Source organism: Planomicrobium sp. MB-3u-38 (assembly GCF_002836425.1).
GTDB classification, from domain to species: Bacteria; Bacillota; Bacilli; order Bacillales_A; family Planococcaceae; genus Planococcus; species Planococcus okeanokoites.
Window position 1 is genome coordinate 1 of the sequence record NZ_PJBO01000079.1, and the last position, 19,584, is coordinate 19,584.

Sequence of the window (19,584 nt, forward strand, 5' to 3'; positions counted from 1 at the left end):
TTTAATTTCGTATATTAAGGTAAATACTAGTAAAAAAATGGAGGGTAATAATTTGAAATCAGATGTAAGAGATGTCATAGCATATATTGCAGGAGCATATCTATATAACAAGAAAGCAGGATCAGTTTATTCCTATGAAACAGGAAGTTATCAGCAAATTTCAGGTAAATTTACTGACAAAAAAATCAATGTATATGATTATCGAATAAATAAGTATATCTCTGGAACAGGAAAGAACGATGACTTTTCCCTGTACCATTATGGAAATAATAAGCATATCAACATTAAATTTAAGGGCAATAAGTTCGAAGGCTATGACTATGATAGTAATAAACATTTTTCTGGAACTGTTAATAATAGGTCGGTCACTCTTTATGATTATGAAACAAGCAAGTACTATGATTATTCCATCTAAAATAATTTTATAAAGCTACCATTAGATAAGTGCCTAACGATATAGTATTTAATATATAGTCACTAAGATAAATTATTTCTAAATCTTAACGCTGTAAAATAAGCGACCTTGAAATAGAATATATAAAAGACATACTTTTAATTATGATACTTGTAAAAATTCTTGGTATCAAAATTTGTACTTTAAAACATAAGAGACCGAAAAGAGGGATAAAGATGGCCTGGTTAAAAAGTGGAAAACTAATATCAAATATAGAAAGCCAAGAACTTATTTCCAAAGGATATCAGTTTGTCGAAGGTGTGTTGCTGTCTCCGGATGATGTAAATGACTTAATTAAGTCCGGATACACTAGGTCACATTTAGCTGAAGGCTTAAGGTATACTTTTACTTCTACAGAAGCGAAAAGTCTAAAAAATTTTGGTGTTAAAGTTTTAGGTACTAGTTTGGTTTCATTCACTTTATGGAATGTTGGAAATTTTGCAAAAAGTAAAATTAGTAATGGGAAAAAAGAAAATCTCTAGTCCATAATAAGCTTGAGATTTTTCTTTCAATTATTCAACTAATTGATTTGATATGAAATTAAAATCCAAACATAATAGTTCAGAATAGATTTTAACAATATACTTCAATTTGTACTCTATGCATGACTACAGCCTCTATTCGTAAATCGCGTCCCACGGAAAGAAACAATTCTAAACGATTTTGACTATACACGACAATTGATACATAAAAATACTCCATCCCTGTGAATATCTATTTTCAATAGATGGAGTTTTGCTGTTTATACAGAAAAGGAAATTGTCACGATTTGTACCGCTCCCAGGGAAGCGTGTTCCATACAGTAATCCAGGTCCACTGTAGGTGTATGGGATGAATGAGGGAATGATCGAGTTTTTGGAATAAAATTAAGTGTGATTAAAAAGCTGCGAAGAGATTCGCGGCTTTTTTGCTTTATTAAATGTTTACTAACAAAAGAAAGAGTTGAATTCTATTAAGACGAAATATTTAAACTTTTTACTGGTATAATAAGACAAGAATACAAAATCTGGATATTGCTTTATATCTGCTATTTTTTATTCTATATAGAGAAGAAAGTCTGGGAGAGTGTGCAGATGTTGCAAAACCTAAATAATATTGATGATGTAAAAACTGAAGTTCGCCAGTTGATAGCTGATAATTCTTATAGAGAAGTTACATCAGAAACTAAGCTGAATACATCGGGGATTTATATGATTTATATCAATAACTTTTCGAATGATAGTATTGTGCCTATTTACATCGGTCAGTCTAAAAATATTCAAATTAGATATAAGCAGCATCTAAGTGAAATTCTTGCTTTAAACAGGCTTTCTCATGAAGAGTACGAAAAATATTTCTTCTCAAAATCACGTTCGTTTTATGAAGGGAAATTCAAAACGTGTAAGATCTTTAAATACATGATTGAAAATAACTGTAGTATTAATGATTTTCGGATGGTGATACTAGAAGAAGCAGAGGGATCAACACTTGATGATATAGAGCTGCAATACTTTCAAAAGTTGTTGCCATCATTTTTTGGTTTTAATCAATTGACGTCTTTTTTAATAAGTTTAAAGTCGCTTTTCGCCGATGCTCCTATAGATGACGGACAGATAAATGAGTACCTAAGATTTTTACTTGAAGATATTAAAGGAGTTCAATCTTATTATAAATACGGATATACAAGATTTAATTTTGAACATTCACTTCCGAAAGACATCAGTTATCTGCAGATAAAGAAAGAGCAGTTAAGAGCTGAAACACTTCCCCTATATAATGAAGTTGAGTCTCAACTTAATGAGCTAACAGCGCTCTATATCCAGGATTCTGAATTTCTTAGAATAAGTAAAAAAAGAAAATTACTTTACGAGGATTATCAGAACGCTGAAGCTGAACTTGAATATGCATTAGACAATCAACAAAGTACCCCGATAAACAAGTTTGCAAATAAAATATTAAATAGATTCGATAAGAAACTAAAAAATATAAATACATTGTCGACTTCGGTTGATACTAAAAAAAGCTTATTTGAGAAAGTAGATGACCTCTGGGAGAAATCCATGTTAGAAAATAGGAAGGAAAGATATAGATTGATATTTCCTTCTAAATATATTCAGCCCTTTTCATTAGGCGATCGTTTTACGAGTGATTGGACTGAAAGCATTGATCACTTTCTGCATTTAATATTTGTTATCTCCATATTTACATCTCAAATAACGGCATTAGCAGAAGTAAAGTTAGAAAAGATCCATTTATAGTGAAGATCGATTGTGCATATTTTGATAGCGAAGGAAGAGCATTGAAGAAAGAGTATTTCATTGAAAATGAAATCACGACTAATGCTCAAAATGGTTTAAAGTACGTTGAAAAAGATTATAATAATGTATTTGCAATGAGGCCAGAAAGATTTTCGATTGCAAGATTAGATGATGACTTTATTGATAACACCATCATCTCAATCAATGCCGAATACAGACATGGAATAAACGATGCTACTCTTAAAGGTAAGAAGTTGGTTAAGTTGTCGAGTGTTCTAGATGAATTACAAATATTATGCAATGAAGAAACAAGGTTTAATATAAATATTTCAGAATCTCAAAATTGTCTTATGAAGGCAATAGAAAATGAGGGAATACAATATTTTAATGTATTTACTGAGAAACTGCTGACAAAAAAGCTGCCCAAGATAAGTAAAGTACGAAAAACTACTAAGTCTCGTACTCAAAAAGTAAAACCTAAGGAATCAACAGAAGAATTAAAAATTAAGACTCATGAGAATAGAGTGGAAAAGTACAAACTAAAAGTAAGTGAAAGATCCAACAATAAAATCACTGTTTTAAATTACGTTTCAAGTAAAGAAAATGTTTTGGCCAAATGTAATCGCTGTGATTATGAATGGAAAATCAGAAGTGATCACTTATTAGCCAGGGCTTATTGTCCATCATGTAAGTAATGGCAAGGTAAAAACTATTTGTTTAGAAATAATTATCCGGAGGTGGAAAAATGAAAAAACTATTAAGCATTGTAGAAATTTCGTCAGTAAATGGAGTATATCGATTCTATCAATACCGGGATAATAATCCTTTACCACAAATCGAGTTATACAAGGTAGCTGATGAAAAAGAAGTTGCTATTCAAAATGTCTACGGAGAAGTAAAGAAGTTGAACGATGAATTTAAATTTCAAATTGAGTATACACCTGAGCATAGAAAGAGCCCTCTGAATACGAGAGAGCTCAGTGAAAAGTTTATAGGAGAGTACAATAGAAACGTATTAAAATCTTAAAAAGAGGGAGTCTAAATTAAGTAGGTTCACTGAGCAAATTATAAATACAGGTATCAATAAAACGGAGCATTTTAAACAAATGCAAGGACTTTGTAGGTTTCAAGATAACAAAGTTATTACTATAAAAGGAGGACTAAGCTATGAAAAATAATGAAAAAGAAGTTTTAAATACAAAACAACAAGTCTTAAACAGATTGGGACTTGATTCGGAAAGTGAATTATCAAATGAGAATGTATTTAGAAGGTTTATTAGTATGGATGCAGTAGTTGATAAAGATATTCTAGGTATGATTCTGCCAAAAATAGAAAACTTTTCAGAGTTGGTAGTGAAACAACAAGAATTTATTGCTGAAATGGCGGACAAACAAAAATTTATAGATGAAAAGGCTTTAGAGGGATTTAACAAAACAAAGGAAATCATTTCAGAAGTAATAAAGGCTAATCCCACAATGGATACAGATTTAATGATTTATCTCATTGATTCTCTAAAAGAAATGGACAAATATATATCTGATCATGTTAAGGGTGCTGGAAACAGAACTGATCGGCTAATAAATATTGGTATAGGAGTGGGAACGGTAGTTGCTGGTACAGTTTTGGCTATTGTATTTAAAGGTGGGGGCGGTGGCGGAAATCCATCTAAGTAAATCACATTTCATTAAAAGTTCTGCACGATGTAAAAGTTATATAGCTCCTTGATAGCGACTTAAAAAGTATTTCAGAGTTTTTCACTTAGTTTGAACCTTAGAAATGAAAATGAACATTTGGAGGGGATTATAACTTGGAGAGTCAAGACATAATTGAAAAAAATGTAGATAACAATTACCTGAATTCTTTAGCTGAACTAGAAAGAAGAATTGATATTACTCGTCGTGCAAGGTTTGCATGTTCTACAAGGCTAAGAAGATACTTTGATAAAATTCAAAACTTAATAGTTTATTACAATATAATGGTGGTTATAATTTCTATTATTACTTTGTACAATTTTTATAGTGACAATGCCGAATGGAGTACCTTTATAACTTTAGCTATGTCTATTGCTCTTTCATTCTTTGCAACACATATGGGAGGAAAGAATTACAAAGAAAAAGCAATATTGATGGAAAGTAATGGTCACGATTTATCTAAAATATATGGGAAAATAGAAATGTTAAAAGTTAAATCAAGTATTGAAGCAGAAAAGATTGCTAACTTGTATAAAGAGTATGAAAGAACTTTAGTAATTGTGGAAAATCATGATTCAATAGACTATCTTCAATCAAAAGCAGTTAAAAAGACAGCTACTCTAGAAGATATTAAGAAATTGGATAAATACTACAGTAAAGAAAGAAGAAAATTTCTTCTCGCATACATAGGACCAGCAATATTGGCAACCAGTATCCTTGTAATACCGCTTTTGTTCAATTGAACACAAGATTAATTAGAAAGACTGCTTTTGAAAGTTTCAACGTCTATGCAAAAATTTAAAACGATTTTGACATTCCACTACGCCCCCAGATAAGCGGAACACCAAGGAGGATCAACAGATGAAGTACTTCACAAAAGATTGGTACGATGAAATGCAGGTTTCCGGTTTTCTCGCATTGCACGATTCGGAAGAGGATTGGGAGGAAGAATTGGAATATCACCGCAAGGAAGGAAATGATTTGCGGCAATTGAACTTACGCAATCTGGCCGATATGCGGGAAAGTTTGCTGCGCTGCTTGCCGGAGACTCTTCATCCGTATATTCACGACGGCACGCTGGTGACGGAATATCCGACTCCGGAACTGCGCATGCTCGTCAATCGATGGGAGCGGGATTACGAGCGGCGGATGGAAGAACTCAGTGACCGCTATATGCAGCAGTTCGAATCGATCAAAGCGGAGCTCCCGCCAGCTGCAGTTGAGCTGGTGGAGAATGGCCTGCACGATGCGGTCGTCCTTTCTGTCGAGAGACCGTCTGAAGATCAACTTGTCCTGACGGTCGATTGTACTGGGGGCTTCCATTATTTCACCGATGTCCGGTTCACTTTTGAAGGGGTAACCTATTCGAACATTCCAGATGATTTCAAAGGTGCATGGTGGCTGTATGATGAAATTTATAAAACGGAAGATGGCTTTGAGCTGCATACATTATTCGACACTCCAATGATCGTGACTGTGATCCGTGCGCGGGATGTGAAGATCGAGCCGCTGAAACTGCCGCTGATGCGAAGGTTGAAGAAATGGTATAGAGGTAGGTAGTCAGTTTTAATTTTTTCAGCTTTCAATTTAAGCTAGGTAGATTGACTTCATTGCGGGAGCGGAGCCCACCATTGACGAAGTACTGATGGATCAACTGGCGTCAATTGCGTTTTTTATTCAGCTTTTATTACAAGCGTTCAGTAAATGTCATATAAAAGTAATATTATTGTTTTATTTTTAGTATATCCGGGTACATTACTCTCGAAGGTGTTACAAGTTTTTAGTTTTGACATGAACGTGTAGCCTCATCTGATACTGGTTTTAGGGTAAGGAACTCTAAGTTAGATTCAGTTACATATTTAAAAAAAGGGAGGAAATACTATGACGAAATTTTCGTGGTCAAGACTGATGCTCTTGATGATGCTGATGTTTGTATTGGCTTTGGCAGCATGCGGCAATGATGATGCTTCGAATGAAGAAGCACCTGCTGAAGAGGATGCAACAACAGAAGAAAGTGCTGAAGAGGAAGCTGGAACAGAAGAAAGTGCTGAAACAGAAGAAGGTACGGGAGAGGGCGCTGAAGAAGCCCCTGATGGCAGTGCAGAAACTGAACCAAAGGTTACTGAGTTTGAACCGGCATTTCCGGAACAGACAAGAGCACCTGCAGTAGAGACGGAAACTGAACTGAATGAAGAGGTTATTGTTGAGGGTCTCGGCGTGACTTGGGGCATGGTGGAGTTTGAACCGAACCGCTTGCTTGTGACGCAAAGAGATGCAGCAGAACTTCTGATTGTAAATCTTGAAGACGGTTCTGTTTCAGAACCGATCGCAGGTACACCGGAAGTAAACAGCGAAGATCAGGGTGGTTTGCTTGATGTAACCGTTGCACCTGATTTTGATGAATCCAGAATGGTATTTCTGACGTTTTCTCAAGATATCGAAGGTGGAACTGTAACGGCTGTCGGTAAAGGTGCTTTATCGGAAGATGAAACTTCACTGGAAAACTTTGAAGTCATTTTCCAGGCGACACCGGCATATGAAGGTACCTTGCACTATGGCGGACGTATCATCTTTGATGATGATGGCAACCTGTTCTTGACAACTGGTGAGCGTTCGGATGTCGAAAGCCGCGATCGTGCACAGGACTTGGATGCTTATTTAGGTAAAGTCATCCACATTACGCAAGACGGGGAACCAGTAGAGTCGAATCCATTTGTCGAAGATGAAGACGCACTGGATGGTATCTACAGCTACGGTCACCGTAATATTCAAGGGATCGACTTCCACCCTGAAACAGGAGACTTATGGATTGTTGAATTCGGTCCACAAGCTGGGGATGAATTGAATATCATTGAACCAGGCAATAACTATGGATGGCCAATTGTTTCTTATGGTCTCGAATACTCTGGTGAATTTGTCAATGAAGGTATTTCAGAACATGAGGCACAAGGTTTTATTGAACCAAGATATTATTGGGATCCAACAAGTGCGCCAAGTGGCATGTCATTCTATAATAACGATGCCATTCCTGAATGGGAGAACAATTTGTTCATCGGTGGTTTAGCGCCGAACTATATTGTGCGCGTCATTATTGAAGGTGACACCATCGTTGGGGAAGAACGTCTATTGACTGATGAAGTCCAACGTTTCCGTGATATTCTCGTAACTGAGGATGGTGCGCTTATTGCAAGCACGGATGGCGGTCTGATTTACAAGATTTCTGCAGCAGAATAAAGTTTTAGTATTCTCTAAGAGCAGCCAGCTTATGACAATGTCATTAACTGAAGGCGCTTAACAATAGTAATGAAGCAGGCATTGATGGAACTCCATGAATGCCTGCTTCTTTTTTGCTGCCTGTGCTGAGTTTGAAATTTTATTTTAAAGAATCCCGTTTGTCCCCTTTCACGGCGGGTATACTTTATACGAAAGATAATTTGAGGAGGGATTTTTCTAATGAGCCAAACTTTTGACGCATTAAAGGAAAAAATCAGCAATGCTGACGCGGGAGAAGCGAAAGAAATCATCACGCAAGTCAAGCAGGCGTACGACGATGGACAGCTTGACGAAAGTGAAAAGAACGAATTGATGGATATGGCAAAATCCAAACTTGGCGGAGGGCTCGGCGGCTTATTCTAGGAGCTGGAGACCTAAGTGGAAATAAGCTTCGGCATCCTCATTGAGAGGTTGCTGAAGCTTATTTTTTATGGGTAGGATTCTCTTCAAGGGGGGGGTGGCCTCACTCCATCCCAAAAGCTACAATCCCATAAGTCTCCAAATACGCTTTCAACACACGCAGCCATTGCTTTTCAACCGCAAGCCCCACATGGCCATCCGGCCGGATCAGGTACAGCGCATCTTGCTTGAATCCGGCGTCTTTCATCTGCGCATTCCATGGAAACTCATGGAGCTCGAGCGACTGCGAGCGGGCAAAGTCGATGAGCTCGGGCTTGGCTTTGCCGTATATATGGATTTGCCAGTCGACTGAGCGCAGCGGCGCGAAATTATCACCTCTTGCGGTTTGGATCCACGGCAGGCGCATGCCCCCGTAAACTTTGCCGGCTTTGCCGTAGCTCAAAGGACTGTCGCGGTAATTGATGTGAATTTGGGATAAGATTTTAAATGCATTTTTTTGCGAGAACGGGAATTTGAATACCGCCGGCAGGCCAAAAGGTACGAAATACTGACGCAGCAGAGTGCCGCGCAGTTTTTGGCTGACGATCGTCGAGAACGCTTTGTCGGTCGTCGCAATCAAACGGCGCGCAAAGCTGATGCGCTCTTTTTCGTACGTGTTTAATATTCTGGGAGCGGCTTTCCCTTGAATCACCGCTGCGAGTTTCCACGCCAGGTTGATGGCGTCGCCGATGCCGGTGTTCATGCCTTGTCCGCCGGCCGGGCTGTGCAGGTGGCCAGCGTCGCCCAGGATGAAGATGTGCCCTTTGGCGAATTGCTCGCTTACGCGGTAATAGACGCGGTAGGTCGAAAACCAGTTGACCTTGGCCGCGGTGACACGGATTTTATTTTCAATATAATCGCTGATTTCATCGTACTGGAGATCGGTGCGGTCGTTGAACTTCTCGGGCACGATGCCGAGGATCCGTTTGGTTATGACGTTGCGGACGGACATATACAGCATGAAGCCTTCATCGTCCATGTACATGTCCATCTTCTGCATATTTTCTGCCGGCTTCGCGGTTTCGATGTCGGCGACAAAGAATAATTGCTTGTATGTGCCGCCGGGAAATTCAAGTCCCAGCCCTTTCCGGACCATGCTGCCGGCTCCGTCGCATCCGCATAAATAGGCGAATTCCGCTGTTTCTGCCGGCTGTCCCTGCTGCTGGAGAACGGCGGTTACGCCTTCTCCTTTGTCTTCAAAAGAAATCAAAGAGGTGTTCCATTCGACCTCGACGCCGATTTTATTTAACTCGTCCACCAGAATTTCTTCGTGCTCGTCCTGCGGCAGACTCAGGATGAACGGAAACGGACTCATCCCTTTGCCGAAATCATGGAATTTCACCGTGGCTTTCACTTCGGTGCCATCGCTGACATCCAGCGATAAAATCGGATGCCCCTGGATGATGTTGCGTTCGGCCAGGCCAAACTGGGCGTACTGCTCCAATATGCGCGCATGAACGGCAAGCGCACGAGAAGCGGTGCCCGTTCCTGCGTTTTTATCGATGATCCGGAACGGCACGCCTTGACGCGCCATGCCATAGGCAAGCGCCAGGCCGGTGGGGCCGGCTCCGACGATTAAAATTTGTGGGTTCATCATAGCGACCTCCTAATGAGTATCACGCCTGTTGAATAAGAAAAGTTCCTGTACAGCTACTATATCCTTAATCGATGGGTTTCAAGCAAGATTTGGCCTATCTATTATATTAGTATGGAATAAAATTTAGAAAAGCGTATGCGATTCTCCCGGAAGGAGATCGCACACGCTTTTTTGGTTGCATTGACAATTTTCACTTTGAATCCGTTATTTGCTGAGATGAAAAGTTACACCTGACAGCTCCTCCGAAACTTCCCAAAGTTTCTGGCGGAGGGCTTCATCCTTCACGGCCGGATCAGGTTCCTCTATAGCCGGATAGCCTCTCCGGTTGCCTTTGCCATCCGGGCCGATGTATTCGCCGCCTTTTATAACGGGGTCCGTTGCGGCATAGACTGTGGGAAGTGCTCCCATTGCGGCAGGCTGCAGGTAGCGGTGCATGAGCCCACTGAAAATTCGAGGCATTTCACGGCCGCCCAGTTTAAACAGATTGGTCGCAGAGATGCCTGGGTGGCAGGCAAGGCTGAGCGTCGATATGCCATGTTGCTTCAAACGCTTATCGAGCTCGGTTGCAAACATTAAATTCGCAAGTTTGCTTTGGCCATAGAACTTCATTCCTTTATAGCCCTGTGAGCCGTCCAAGTTATCAAAGTCGATGGCGGCCTTGCGGTGTGCCAGACTGCTGAGGGTCACCACCCGAGAATTCTCTGTGCGGATAAGAAGAGGCAGGAGCAGGCCGGTCAAGGCGAAATGCCCGAGATGGTTGCTGCCGAACTGCAGTTCAAAACCGTCTTTTGTCTTCGCATATGGAGGCGTCATAACGCCGGCATTGTTGATCAGCAAATCCAAAGAATCAAAGCGGCTGATGAACGCCTCTGCAAAAGCATGTACGCTGTCCAAATCGGCCAAGTCGAGCTGCATGACGTCGATGATTGCATGGGAGCATTCTTCTGTTATGTCCTTTGCAGCTGTATTTCCTTTTTCGATATCACGGACAGCCAAGACGACCCGTGCACCTCGCCCGGCGAATATCTTAGCGGTTTCAAGCCCGAGTCCGCTGTTCGCCCCCGTGATGATGGCCGTTTTTCCTGTCATTGTCTGTTGTTCCATAAGTTCAGCTCCTGATGTGATCGATTCTTTTTTCTATTGTGCCATTGCGCAATTGCCTAAGCAAGAAAGGGGGATGCCGCCGGCTTCTGCTCACCTTCACACCGCTCAAGTCGTAGCCTTTTTGTTTTTCAGCTCCAATAAAATAGGCGTGATATTCAGTAATATCGACAGGCTGGTCAACACCCATAGGGCTGCTGACATGATGGGTACGACGTCCATCAGAGCCGACCAGTCCTCCGCCTCGACCCAATCGGCGACCATGCCGTAATCGGCGACGAGTGTCAATGCTGTAAACGATAAGCCCATGGCCATCGCCAGTCTGTAATCTTTGCCTGCCGCAAACAGGCCGAGATTTATAAAAGTGGCAATTATTGCAATAACCCCGAATATGAACCACATCGCCATTCCTCCTTTTTATTAGTAATAAAGACGGAACCGCACAGGAAATAGTTTCTATTCAACTGGCTATTTTTTGAGGAAAGCGAAATGCTTGGAAATAAAAGAATCGACGATAAACACGAAAAAATCGACGATAAACCCATGAAAATCGACGATATAATGAGCAGATTCGAAACTATTCTCAATAATTTTTGATAAGACAGTGAAATGGGGGCTCAGGAAGAGCCTCGGTGCAGGGATTTTTTGTTTTTTATTGTAGTGAAAATTTCTATGAGCGGTTTTCGGGGTTCTATGATCATTCAGATGATTCTATGATCACTCAAATGATTCTATGATCATTCAGCTCTTTAGACATCGTCTCCGGAACATATAAAAGCGGCGGAGTTTACAAAACATCAAACTGCTCTTGCCACCTTCAGCCAACACAGCTACGATTAAAGAAAAGCTGAAGAGATAAGGGGAAGATATGGTCGGAAGAAATGATCCGTGTCCGTGCGGGAGCGGGAAGAAGTATAAGAAATGCTGCGGCCGCGAGGAAACGGTGGATCTGCAGCAGGTGATTGATGCGGAACTGGAATCCGTACTGGTGGATTTTGCGGAGCAGGGGCTGGAGCCGAAGGAGTTTCATCAATTGACTCAGCGTTTAAGCAGCTGGCATTCGGCTTTAGCGAAGGTATTTGACCGGGATACGATTGAAGCGCTGGCATTTGAGGCGTTTATTTTCCATGACCGTCCGGATATCTGGCGGAACTATATCGCCCGGAAAATGAAATCACAGAAACGCCAGCGCATATTGGATGTGCTGGCGCTGTGGGAAGAGCCGTTTTACCTGATTGCCGAAGTTCAGGAAGTGGAAAATGGCATTCTACAGATTCGCGATAAAGTGACCGGAGACATTCATCAAATGAAGAACATTATTGATTCGAAAGCTGGTGAATGGATTTTTGGCATCGTCATGCACAGCCTGCGGGATGGCCAGCCGATTTTGCAGCCGGCGGAGGGCTTGATTACCATTCCGGTTTTCCAGCAGTCAGTTGTTGAGAAGCTGGCAGCCCGCTTGAAAGAAGGAGTCAGCGATTCGCTGGACTTATACCGGCTGTTAGCGACAGGGGCTGCGGACCTGGGATTATCGGCATTTCAGGAAGAAGTTATGGAGCTGGTCAGCGGGTTTATTGATGACTACGGAGTGAAAAATGAAGCGATCGAAGGCATTGCGTTTTCGTTCCTGAAGGAAGTGCCCGTAAAGGCGCGGAAGCCGGAAGGCGTAGCGGCGGGAATTCTGCAGGCTGCAAGCGACTTCGGGCTGTTTGAGGAAGTTTATGTACCACAGCAGATCATCGCGGAAGAGCTCGGAACAACCGTTGGCACCTTATCAAAATACCGAGATATGGTCGGTGAGTTTGTGATAGAGCGGGTGGGTCATAATGACAGTGTCCAATCCCCACAGCCGGCGTTGGTGCCGGAAGTTGTCACAGAGATGGGCACCGACCCGCGGCTGACAGAGCGTGGTCTGTGGGAAATGATGAAGCGCACCGCGAACGCCGGATCGGAAGCTGAATTGAACAAGATCCTGCAGCAGCGGAATGTGAAATATAAACCGGCAACCGATGCTGAACGGGCGCAGCTGCTTTGTTACGAAGCGTTTGAAAAGGATGGCAAAGAACGCGAACGGCTGGCGCGGGAAGCGCTCGAACTGGATCCAAAAAATGGCGATGTGAATTTGCTGATGGCGGAATTTGTGGAACACGATGTTGAAAAAGAGCTTCATTATTTAAATGCTTTGAATACTGGCTACCGGACCTTCGATAACAGTTTCGACATTCCTTGGGGCTATGTGCCGAACCGGCCGTTCTTCCGTGCTTTATTTTCATATGGCGCCTGGTTGATGGAGCAGGACAGATATGACAAGGCGATTGAACAGCTGACGGAAATTATGGATATGAACCCTCTCGACCACCAAGGTGCGAAATGGCTGCTGTTGAGCGCTTATATCCATGCGGGCAAAAGGGAACAAGCAAGTGATTTCATAGATGGCTTTGCCTTGGAGGACAATTCAGGAATCGGCATGTATTTTCACTATCTCCATGACTTGCATACCGGCCTCCTGAAACCTCATGAAAAGAGTAAAATGAAAGATTTCATCAAGAAGCGCAATCCGCATCTTTTCAAACTGCTGAAAGAAGGCAAGAAGCCGGGTGCTTTTCCGAGGCGTTTGAGTCTGCAAAAAGGAAATAAGGATGAGGCGGAGCTGATTTATTGGCTGATTTATGGGATTGGGGAAGTTCAGGAGTTCATGGGGTAATAAAAACTACAATTATCTTTGTGTACTGATTCTTAGCGAGGACTATTTAAAAATCTGTAAAAAACAGGCACATTCCGGATTAACCCAAATTACTTACTGCAGCAGCTGATTGAAAAGGAGTGATCAGATGGAGAAGTTGGACAGCCTGGAAGAGTACAAGTGGATCCGTGATGAGACTGTTTATTTCCTGACGGATAAGCGGGAAGGGAGCCGGGTGGAAAACTTTCTGCCAAAACGCTTTACTCATTATTGCAAAATCATTCATCCGTTGTTTCGCGATCCTCAAATTAAAGATGAAAGTCTTTTGTGGAGGGACTGTACTCCGGAACAAGCAAGTGAATTTCAGCTTGGGGAGCGGCTAAGGTTAATGGAGCTTGCAGAAAAGTATGATCTTAAATTTTCGAAGGAGTTATCAGCGGCGTCATTGATGAAGAAGCTGGGCGGGTCTCCCCGCTATATCATTTCAGGCGAAGAAGGCGAAATTGAGTCGGACAGTCTGAAGGCGCTGGTTGGCGTGCTGCGGCGGTTTACCGATGAAGGGCACTGCTATTTCCTGTATGGTCTTTTGAAGTCGGCAAATTATGTCGATGAACTTTACCGCGGTGACTTGGCAGAAGTCGAAGAGCTGGCAAAACGCGATCACCTGTATGGGACCCCCTCCTATTGGTGGCCTGCAGATAAGTCATGGTGTCTTTATACGGATATTGATTTGAACTTTTCATTGATTGGCGGCAGCCCTGAGCTGATCGAAGCGCTGCTTGCGGACGATTTCCTGGAATGCATTGAGTGTGATGCGTCTACCCGGATCGATAATTTGGCGGATTACACGAATAATGAATAGGTTCGCTAGGTGTTTAATTTAAGGTAACTTGCGGTGCGAGATGTACAGAAAACATTCGGCATCACTATAGTGATATGGAACCGTATTCGTTTGGGATGTCCGGCAGATGAAGAAATATCCTGCAGAATGCTGGCAATCCGATATACTTAGAATAAAACCCAGAAGTATCGATTAGAAAGTCGATAGGTTTAAAGGAGTGGCATAATGGACCGATTAGTGAAGGAACAATTAGGCGAGATGCTCGATGTGTTCGAAAGTTTCCCGGATTGTAAAATTGAAAAGACTGAAGGCGACCGGCTGTTGATCGCAAGCCATAAACCGGTTCCGTGGAGTGACTCGCTCGAAAAGAGCGACGCGGAGTCGACGCATAAAATCGGCTCCATCAACCCGCACAAATTCGCGCTGGGGCTGTACATCGATTTTCCGCATGATTTCTTCGAGTTTGATGAGTTGGTGAAAATCGTAGATCCTGAAGCGACGCTGACTTATTATCCGCCGGCCGAAAAGACGTCCACGGTGAAAAGCTGGTGGCGATTCCGTTCCGATGAAAAGTTCGACAGCATCCACCTTGTGCTGCGGAAAACGGAATTGGATTATTATGATTTTAAGAGAGAAGACTGGATGGAATTGATGCGGCAGATTATCGGGGTTCATAAATGATTATGGGCGATGGAATTTTTGCTGAAAATAAAAGATGTGTCGGAAAAACGCTTCCTTTTGGGAGCGTTTTTTTGATTTATTTTGTGAGCTCGAGGCTGGCGCGGATAAACGGACGCTTGCCACGGATAAATGACGTCTAGCCGCGGATAAAATCGGCTTAGGCGCGGATAAACAGGCTGCAGGCGCGGATAAACACCGATTTGCCGCGGGTAAGCGGGGTGAAGGTGTTTAAATAGAAGCTGGTTGCCTCGAAAACAAGCATTTCTGAAGGAATTTTCCTCAATCCACCCACTCCTAAACAGAAAACTGCCCCAAACGCACTTAAAATACGAGAAATTTAAAAGGATATCTCCTAAGATATGCTGCCAAGCAGCCGGTCTTGATTAACAACCGCTCCAGCCAGCTTTAATGTGCAATAAAGGATGTGAACTATTTTTAATTATCCTTTTATCGCTTTCTTAACCAAATGTTATAATTTTTTGATCTTTTGACTGGTAATCGAACATAAGTTCTGTTATAGTAAAAGCATATCACTATGGAATGGGGTGTATTTCGATGGTGCTTGCGATCAAAGAAGTGAACGGATATGAAAGAGGAAAAAAATATACTGAGGATCTTGAGATTTTATCCTGCTTCAAAAACGACGAACATCGGGTAGTCGCTTTAACTGACACGGACGGCAATGTTTTTTACTGGACGACTACAGTTGATTCTCCTGAATATCAAAACTTCCGGAGAAAAGCCACTTATACATTTAAAGTCAGTTATATTTCCACAATAGTTGGCCCTTCCAGTCCCAAGATTGTGATTGCAGAATTGAATGAGGTAACAGCTAGTAATGCTATGTTTGGTAAGGCAGAACAATATAGATTACATGCTTAATATATATATTTAAGAAGAACCTTGATACGCTCAAGGTTCTTTTTGTTTAGGTATATAAAAATGTCGGTCTTCCTATCATCCAGTGAGAATCTGAGGACTGTCGGAAAACTATTTGTAAATGAGATGGAATAAATAATCTTTTAATTGAATATTAATGCATAATAAGGTTAACTATAAATCATACGTATTTTATTAAAGGAGCTAAACCAATGATTATACAACAACAAATATTCGATTACATAGACAAGATTTCAAACGAAATAACTGACATCAGACGCCATCTCCATATGCATCCGGAGCTGTCGCATCAGGAAGTGGAGACGCCTGATTTTATTGCCAACTATTTGGAAGCTCTGAATATTCCGGTGCGGCGGGGCGTCGGAGGCAGAGGAGTCGTTGGGCGGATTGAAGGAGGGAAGCCGGGGAAGACGATTGCGTTCCGGGCCGATTTTGATGCGCTTCCGATCCAGGACGCCAAGGATGTGCCGTATAAATCTACGGTACCCGGCGTGATGCATGCGTGTGGGCATGATGGGCATACGGCTGCGCTGCTCGGTTTTGCGAAAGTGATGAATGAGGTGAAGGATGAACTGCCTGGCAACATCGTGCTGATCCATCAATTCGGTGAGGAATTATCGCCGGGTGGCGCGAGGGCGATGATTGAAGATGGTTGCCTGGAAGGTGTAGACGAAATTTATGGCGCGCATCTGCAATCACAAATGGAAGTCGGGTATGTATACGGGCGGGACGGTTATCTGCAGGCTGCTGAAGATACCGTGAAGATTACGGTGAACGGTTCCGGCACGCATGGGGCGGAGCCGCATACGGGAACCGATCCGATACTCGCGGCCAGCCATATCATGGTCGCTTTGCAGTCGATTGTCAGCCGGAATGCGGATCCGCTGAAAGAACTGGTCTTGTCGATCGGCAAATTCCATGCGGGTGATGCAGACAATGTCATTCCGGAAAAAGCCGTTATGGAAGGGACGATCCGTGTGTTCGATGCGAATTTGCGCTCGCTTGCGGGGCAGCGGATTAAGGATTTGGCTGCGGGTGTTGGCCAGGGGCTCGGCTGCACGGTGGACGTGGAGATTGGCAAGGGCTATGACTCCCTGTGGAATCATCCCGAACAGATGGAGCTTATTCGCCGGGCAGTCGGCAATTCGTTTGGCGACGGCGTCTACAAAGACATCGCTCCGATCATGCCGGTGGAAGATTTTTCTTATTATTTGCAGCAGGTGCCGGGCGCCTTTTTCTTTGTCGGGGCGAAGCCTGTGGGCGTTGAAAATCCGTTTCCCCACCATCACGAGAAATTCGATTTCCACGAGCCGGCGATGACCATGACGGCGAAGGTTTTTGCGGCGGCTTATTTGGAATCGCAGAATTAAGGGCAGTGCGGGCATGTGTGGAGTGAGGCAATAAGTTGAGGCGAGTAAAAACTCATCTGAATAGTTTTGGGAATAAAAAAATTTAATTTTACATAGCCATGCCCGCTGGATCAGCAGTTGGGTGTGGCTTTTACTTTTTGAATGCAGAAATGGCGGATGGGTTGATTGGAGAGGAGTGCTGGATGAGTTGGGGAAATCGGAAAATGGGCAGTTTGGAGGCTGGCGCGGATAAAGTGGAGCTAGGCGCGGATAAAAGTCGTTTTGCCGCGGATAAAAACGGCTTAGGCGCGGATAAACATGCCGCAGCCGCGGATAAACAACGATTTGCCGCGGATAAGCGGATTCGAGGCATATAAAGTGGGGGTGGCTGCCTCAAAAAGAAGCTTATCTGAGCGGCTTTCCAGCATTAAATCTGACTCCAATACAAAAGGTTAGCAAAATCCCCTCAAAAACCCGTGCAATTCATAGAAATGCCTCTACATACCTGCCGCCACGTAGCAGGGTGTCATAGACCGTCATCCTCCCCAAAAGAACTCCCTATTCAACCCCACACCTCAACACGTTATCATCAACCCAGGAGGAATTCTCATAAACTTAAGCAATCTGAAAAAACAGGTGCCGGCGAAGCTTTATAACCGCGGGCTTGATTATTTTGAGCAGGACTTTGTGGAGCATCTGACGGAAGATGCGCCGAATCGTTGGCATGCGCGTGTAGCGGGTACGCGGGATTACGAGGTATCGGTCAATTTGACGAAAGATGGGACGATTGTGGGTTCTTACTGCACATGCCCGTTCGAGTCTGATTCGCTGTGCAAGCATGAAGTGGCGGTGTGTCTGGCAATCCGTGAATATAAGGAAGAGAACGGTTCGACGGCAGAAGTGGATGTGCGGACGCAATTAAAGGCGCTGAAAAAAGCGGAGCTGCTGGAAATTCTTGAAGAGCTTGTCGAGAAACAGCCAGCTGTCCAGCTTCATTTGATGGAGAAATTCGTGAATCCTGATGGCATGGATGAAAATAAGGCACGCCGGATCATCCGGAAATCGGTGAGCCGCGCCAGTCGAAAGGGATTTATCGACTGGGACCGGACGGACTTGGCACTCGAAGGCGTGTGGGAAGTCCAGGAATTTGTGAATGGCTTGCATCTGCAGCACGATGCTGAACGGATCGTCCGCCTCAATTTGATTACCATACAAGAATGTACAAAAATACTGGAAATTGCGGACAGTTCATCGGGGGACATCAGTTTAGCCATTCATGAAAGTCTGGAGAATATTGACGACGCGCTGGCGCAGTGGCCAGGGAAACTGGATGAAGCGACCGTCGACCAGATGCTCGAGCTGCTGTATCCGCATATCCTGTTCGGACTGGAGCGGGATATGACGGATGCGGCGGATTATCTGATGGAATCAGTACTGCAATGGAATAAAAGCGGTAATTTCTCAGAGAAGTTTTATGATTTTATTGAAAAAGTGATCGGCAGCAAGGAAATGCAGAACAAATCATACGATTATGAGGAAGAGCGGTTTCGCCAGTGCCAGCTGACTGTGTTGCAGCAGAAAGGCGATGAAGAAGAAGTCGAAGCGTTTTACGCGGAGCACAACAGATATCCGGCAATCCGAAAAGTGCGGGTCCAGCAGGCGCTGGCAGCGGGTGAGTATGAAAAAGTCATCCGGTTGTGTGAAGAGTCGGAAAGACTGGATGCCAATCTTCCAGGACTGGTGCATGAGTGGAAAGAGTTGCGTTTTGCAGCTTACGAAGGAACGGGCAGCACGGAAGAAATGATTGACCTCAGCTTTGAGTTTGCGCTGAAAGGCGAGGAAGAGTATTACGTTAAGCTGCGGAGCTTGGTGAGTGCGGAGCAATGGCCAAAGATATTGGAGGCGCTTCTTGCCGGGATGAAAAACAGTCCGGGGGCACTGCCTTTGTATCTCAGAATTCTGATTGATGAAAAGAGGCTGGAAGAGTTGCTGGATTATTGCCGGACCAATGTTTCTGCAATCGAGCACCTGTATCCGCACCTGCTTGCCGATTATCCGCATGAAGTGAATGAAATCTATACGGCCTATATATACCGGCAAATCGAGCGGGCTTCTAACCGCAAGGCATACTGGACCGCCTGCCAAATCATCAAAAATTTTAAGGGTACGCTGGGGGCTGAAGCGGCAGCTGGGTTGATTGAAGAGCTGAAGTTCATGTATCCGAAACGGACAGCTTTGTTGGATGAGTTGGGGAAGATAAAGTAGATGTGATCGTGTCGCTCCTTGGAAATTGAAACCGAATGAATTATAAATAATAGAACCTAAAAACTTAACATGTTATAATTTAGACATAAAAAGAGACCGAGTGCGTTAACAC

21 protein-coding genes are annotated in these 19,584 nt (G+C 43.2%); 17 read left to right on the forward strand and 4 right to left on the reverse strand.

Going from position 1 to position 19,584, the window contains the following annotated elements:
• From CXF70_RS16570 to CXF70_RS16615, 10 genes are all read left to right on the forward strand, one after another.
• Positions 1 to 415: hypothetical protein (locus CXF70_RS16570; RefSeq protein WP_233208669.1), on the forward strand; the 415-nt coding region annotated here is incomplete at its 5' end.
• Positions 416 to 630: 215 nt separating this feature from the next.
• Complete coding sequence (locus CXF70_RS16575) at positions 631 to 936, forward strand: DUF5516 domain-containing protein (protein ID WP_101803574.1); 306 nt, start codon at positions 631 to 633, stop codon at positions 934 to 936.
• A gap of 591 nt (positions 937 to 1,527) precedes the next feature.
• On the forward strand, positions 1,528 to 2,691 hold the full coding sequence (locus CXF70_RS16580) for a GIY-YIG nuclease family protein (RefSeq protein WP_101803575.1): 1,164 nt from the start codon (positions 1,528 to 1,530) through the stop codon (positions 2,689 to 2,691).
• Positions 2,692 to 2,732: 41 nt separating this feature from the next.
• Positions 2,733 to 3,386 (forward strand): hypothetical protein, encoded by a 654-nt coding sequence (locus CXF70_RS16585; protein WP_145990741.1) that lies wholly within the window; start codon positions 2,733 to 2,735, stop codon positions 3,384 to 3,386.
• 50 nt (positions 3,387 to 3,436) lie between these two features.
• A complete protein-coding gene (locus CXF70_RS16590; RefSeq protein ID WP_101803577.1) occupies positions 3,437 to 3,718 on the forward strand; it encodes a hypothetical protein in 282 nt (93 codons plus the stop codon).
• 140 nt (positions 3,719 to 3,858) lie between these two features.
• Positions 3,859 to 4,365, forward strand: coding sequence for a hypothetical protein (locus CXF70_RS16595; protein ID WP_101803578.1), 507 nt, complete (start codon positions 3,859 to 3,861; stop codon positions 4,363 to 4,365).
• A 134-nt stretch (positions 4,366 to 4,499) separates the two neighbouring features.
• Positions 4,500 to 5,126, forward strand: a complete 627-nt coding sequence (locus tag CXF70_RS16600; RefSeq protein WP_101803579.1) for an SLATT domain-containing protein — start codon at positions 4,500 to 4,502, stop codon at positions 5,124 to 5,126.
• A 118-nt stretch (positions 5,127 to 5,244) separates the two neighbouring features.
• Positions 5,245 to 5,943, forward strand: coding sequence for a DUF4085 family protein (locus tag CXF70_RS16605; protein WP_101803580.1), 699 nt, complete (start codon positions 5,245 to 5,247; stop codon positions 5,941 to 5,943).
• Between the two features lie 321 nt (positions 5,944 to 6,264).
• Entirely contained in the window at positions 6,265 to 7,617 is a 1,353-nt protein-coding gene (locus CXF70_RS16610) for a PQQ-dependent sugar dehydrogenase (RefSeq protein ID WP_101803581.1), read from the forward strand.
• A gap of 219 nt (positions 7,618 to 7,836) precedes the next feature.
• On the forward strand, positions 7,837 to 8,019 hold the full coding sequence (locus CXF70_RS16615; protein WP_101803582.1) for a hypothetical protein: 183 nt from the start codon (positions 7,837 to 7,839) through the stop codon (positions 8,017 to 8,019).
• Between the two features lie 100 nt (positions 8,020 to 8,119).
• On the opposite strand, the gene CXF70_RS16620 is transcribed toward CXF70_RS16615, so the two are convergent.
• The 3 genes from CXF70_RS16620 to CXF70_RS16630 all read right to left on the reverse strand — a co-directional run bounded on the left by CXF70_RS16620 (position 8,120) and on the right by CXF70_RS16630 (position 11,155).
• Entirely contained in the window at positions 8,120 to 9,649 is a 1,530-nt protein-coding gene (locus CXF70_RS16620; protein WP_101803583.1) for an FAD-dependent monooxygenase, read from the reverse strand.
• A 207-nt stretch (positions 9,650 to 9,856) separates the two neighbouring features.
• Positions 9,857 to 10,756 carry an oxidoreductase gene (locus CXF70_RS16625; protein ID WP_101803584.1) on the reverse strand — a complete coding sequence of 300 codons (900 nt, stop codon included), beginning with the start codon at positions 10,754 to 10,756 and terminating at the stop codon, positions 9,857 to 9,859.
• Between the two features lie 105 nt (positions 10,757 to 10,861).
• Positions 10,862 to 11,155, reverse strand: a complete 294-nt coding sequence (locus CXF70_RS16630; RefSeq protein ID WP_101803585.1) for a hypothetical protein — start codon at positions 11,153 to 11,155, stop codon at positions 10,862 to 10,864.
• Between the two features lie 466 nt (positions 11,156 to 11,621).
• On the opposite strand from CXF70_RS16630, the gene CXF70_RS18545 reads away from it, so the two are divergent.
• The 3 genes from CXF70_RS18545 (at position 11,622) to CXF70_RS16645 (ending at position 14,958) form a co-directional block, all read left to right on the forward strand.
• Positions 11,622 to 13,457, forward strand: a complete 1,836-nt coding sequence (locus tag CXF70_RS18545) for an SEC-C metal-binding domain-containing protein (RefSeq protein WP_101803586.1) — start codon at positions 11,622 to 11,624, stop codon at positions 13,455 to 13,457.
• A gap of 127 nt (positions 13,458 to 13,584) precedes the next feature.
• The gene (locus tag CXF70_RS16640) at positions 13,585 to 14,298 is read left to right on the forward strand and encodes a hypothetical protein (RefSeq protein ID WP_101803587.1); all 714 of its coding nucleotides are present in this window, start codon (positions 13,585 to 13,587) and stop codon (positions 14,296 to 14,298) included.
• Positions 14,299 to 14,502: 204 nt separating this feature from the next.
• The gene (locus CXF70_RS16645; protein WP_101803588.1) at positions 14,503 to 14,958 is read left to right on the forward strand and encodes a hypothetical protein; all 456 of its coding nucleotides are present in this window, start codon (positions 14,503 to 14,505) and stop codon (positions 14,956 to 14,958) included.
• A 157-nt stretch (positions 14,959 to 15,115) separates the two neighbouring features.
• On the opposite strand, the gene CXF70_RS18550 is transcribed toward CXF70_RS16645, so the two are convergent.
• A complete protein-coding gene (locus tag CXF70_RS18550) occupies positions 15,116 to 15,241 on the reverse strand; it encodes a hypothetical protein (RefSeq protein ID WP_255400098.1) in 126 nt (41 codons plus the stop codon).
• A 272-nt stretch (positions 15,242 to 15,513) separates the two neighbouring features.
• On the opposite strand from CXF70_RS18550, the gene CXF70_RS16650 reads away from it, so the two are divergent.
• From CXF70_RS16650 to CXF70_RS16660, 4 genes are all read left to right on the forward strand, one after another.
• Positions 15,514 to 15,840 (forward strand): hypothetical protein, encoded by a 327-nt coding sequence (locus CXF70_RS16650; RefSeq protein WP_101803589.1) that lies wholly within the window; start codon positions 15,514 to 15,516, stop codon positions 15,838 to 15,840.
• Positions 15,841 to 16,049: 209 nt separating this feature from the next.
• The gene (locus CXF70_RS16655; protein ID WP_101803590.1) at positions 16,050 to 17,228 is read left to right on the forward strand and encodes a M20 metallopeptidase family protein; all 1,179 of its coding nucleotides are present in this window, start codon (positions 16,050 to 16,052) and stop codon (positions 17,226 to 17,228) included.
• Between the two features lie 182 nt (positions 17,229 to 17,410).
• Entirely contained in the window at positions 17,411 to 17,584 is a 174-nt protein-coding gene (locus tag CXF70_RS18270; protein ID WP_158241210.1) for a hypothetical protein, read from the forward strand.
• Positions 17,585 to 17,894: 310 nt separating this feature from the next.
• On the forward strand, positions 17,895 to 19,472 hold the full coding sequence (locus CXF70_RS16660) for an SWIM zinc finger family protein (RefSeq protein WP_158241211.1): 1,578 nt from the start codon (positions 17,895 to 17,897) through the stop codon (positions 19,470 to 19,472).
• The last annotated feature ends 112 nt before the right edge of the window (positions 19,473 to 19,584 follow it).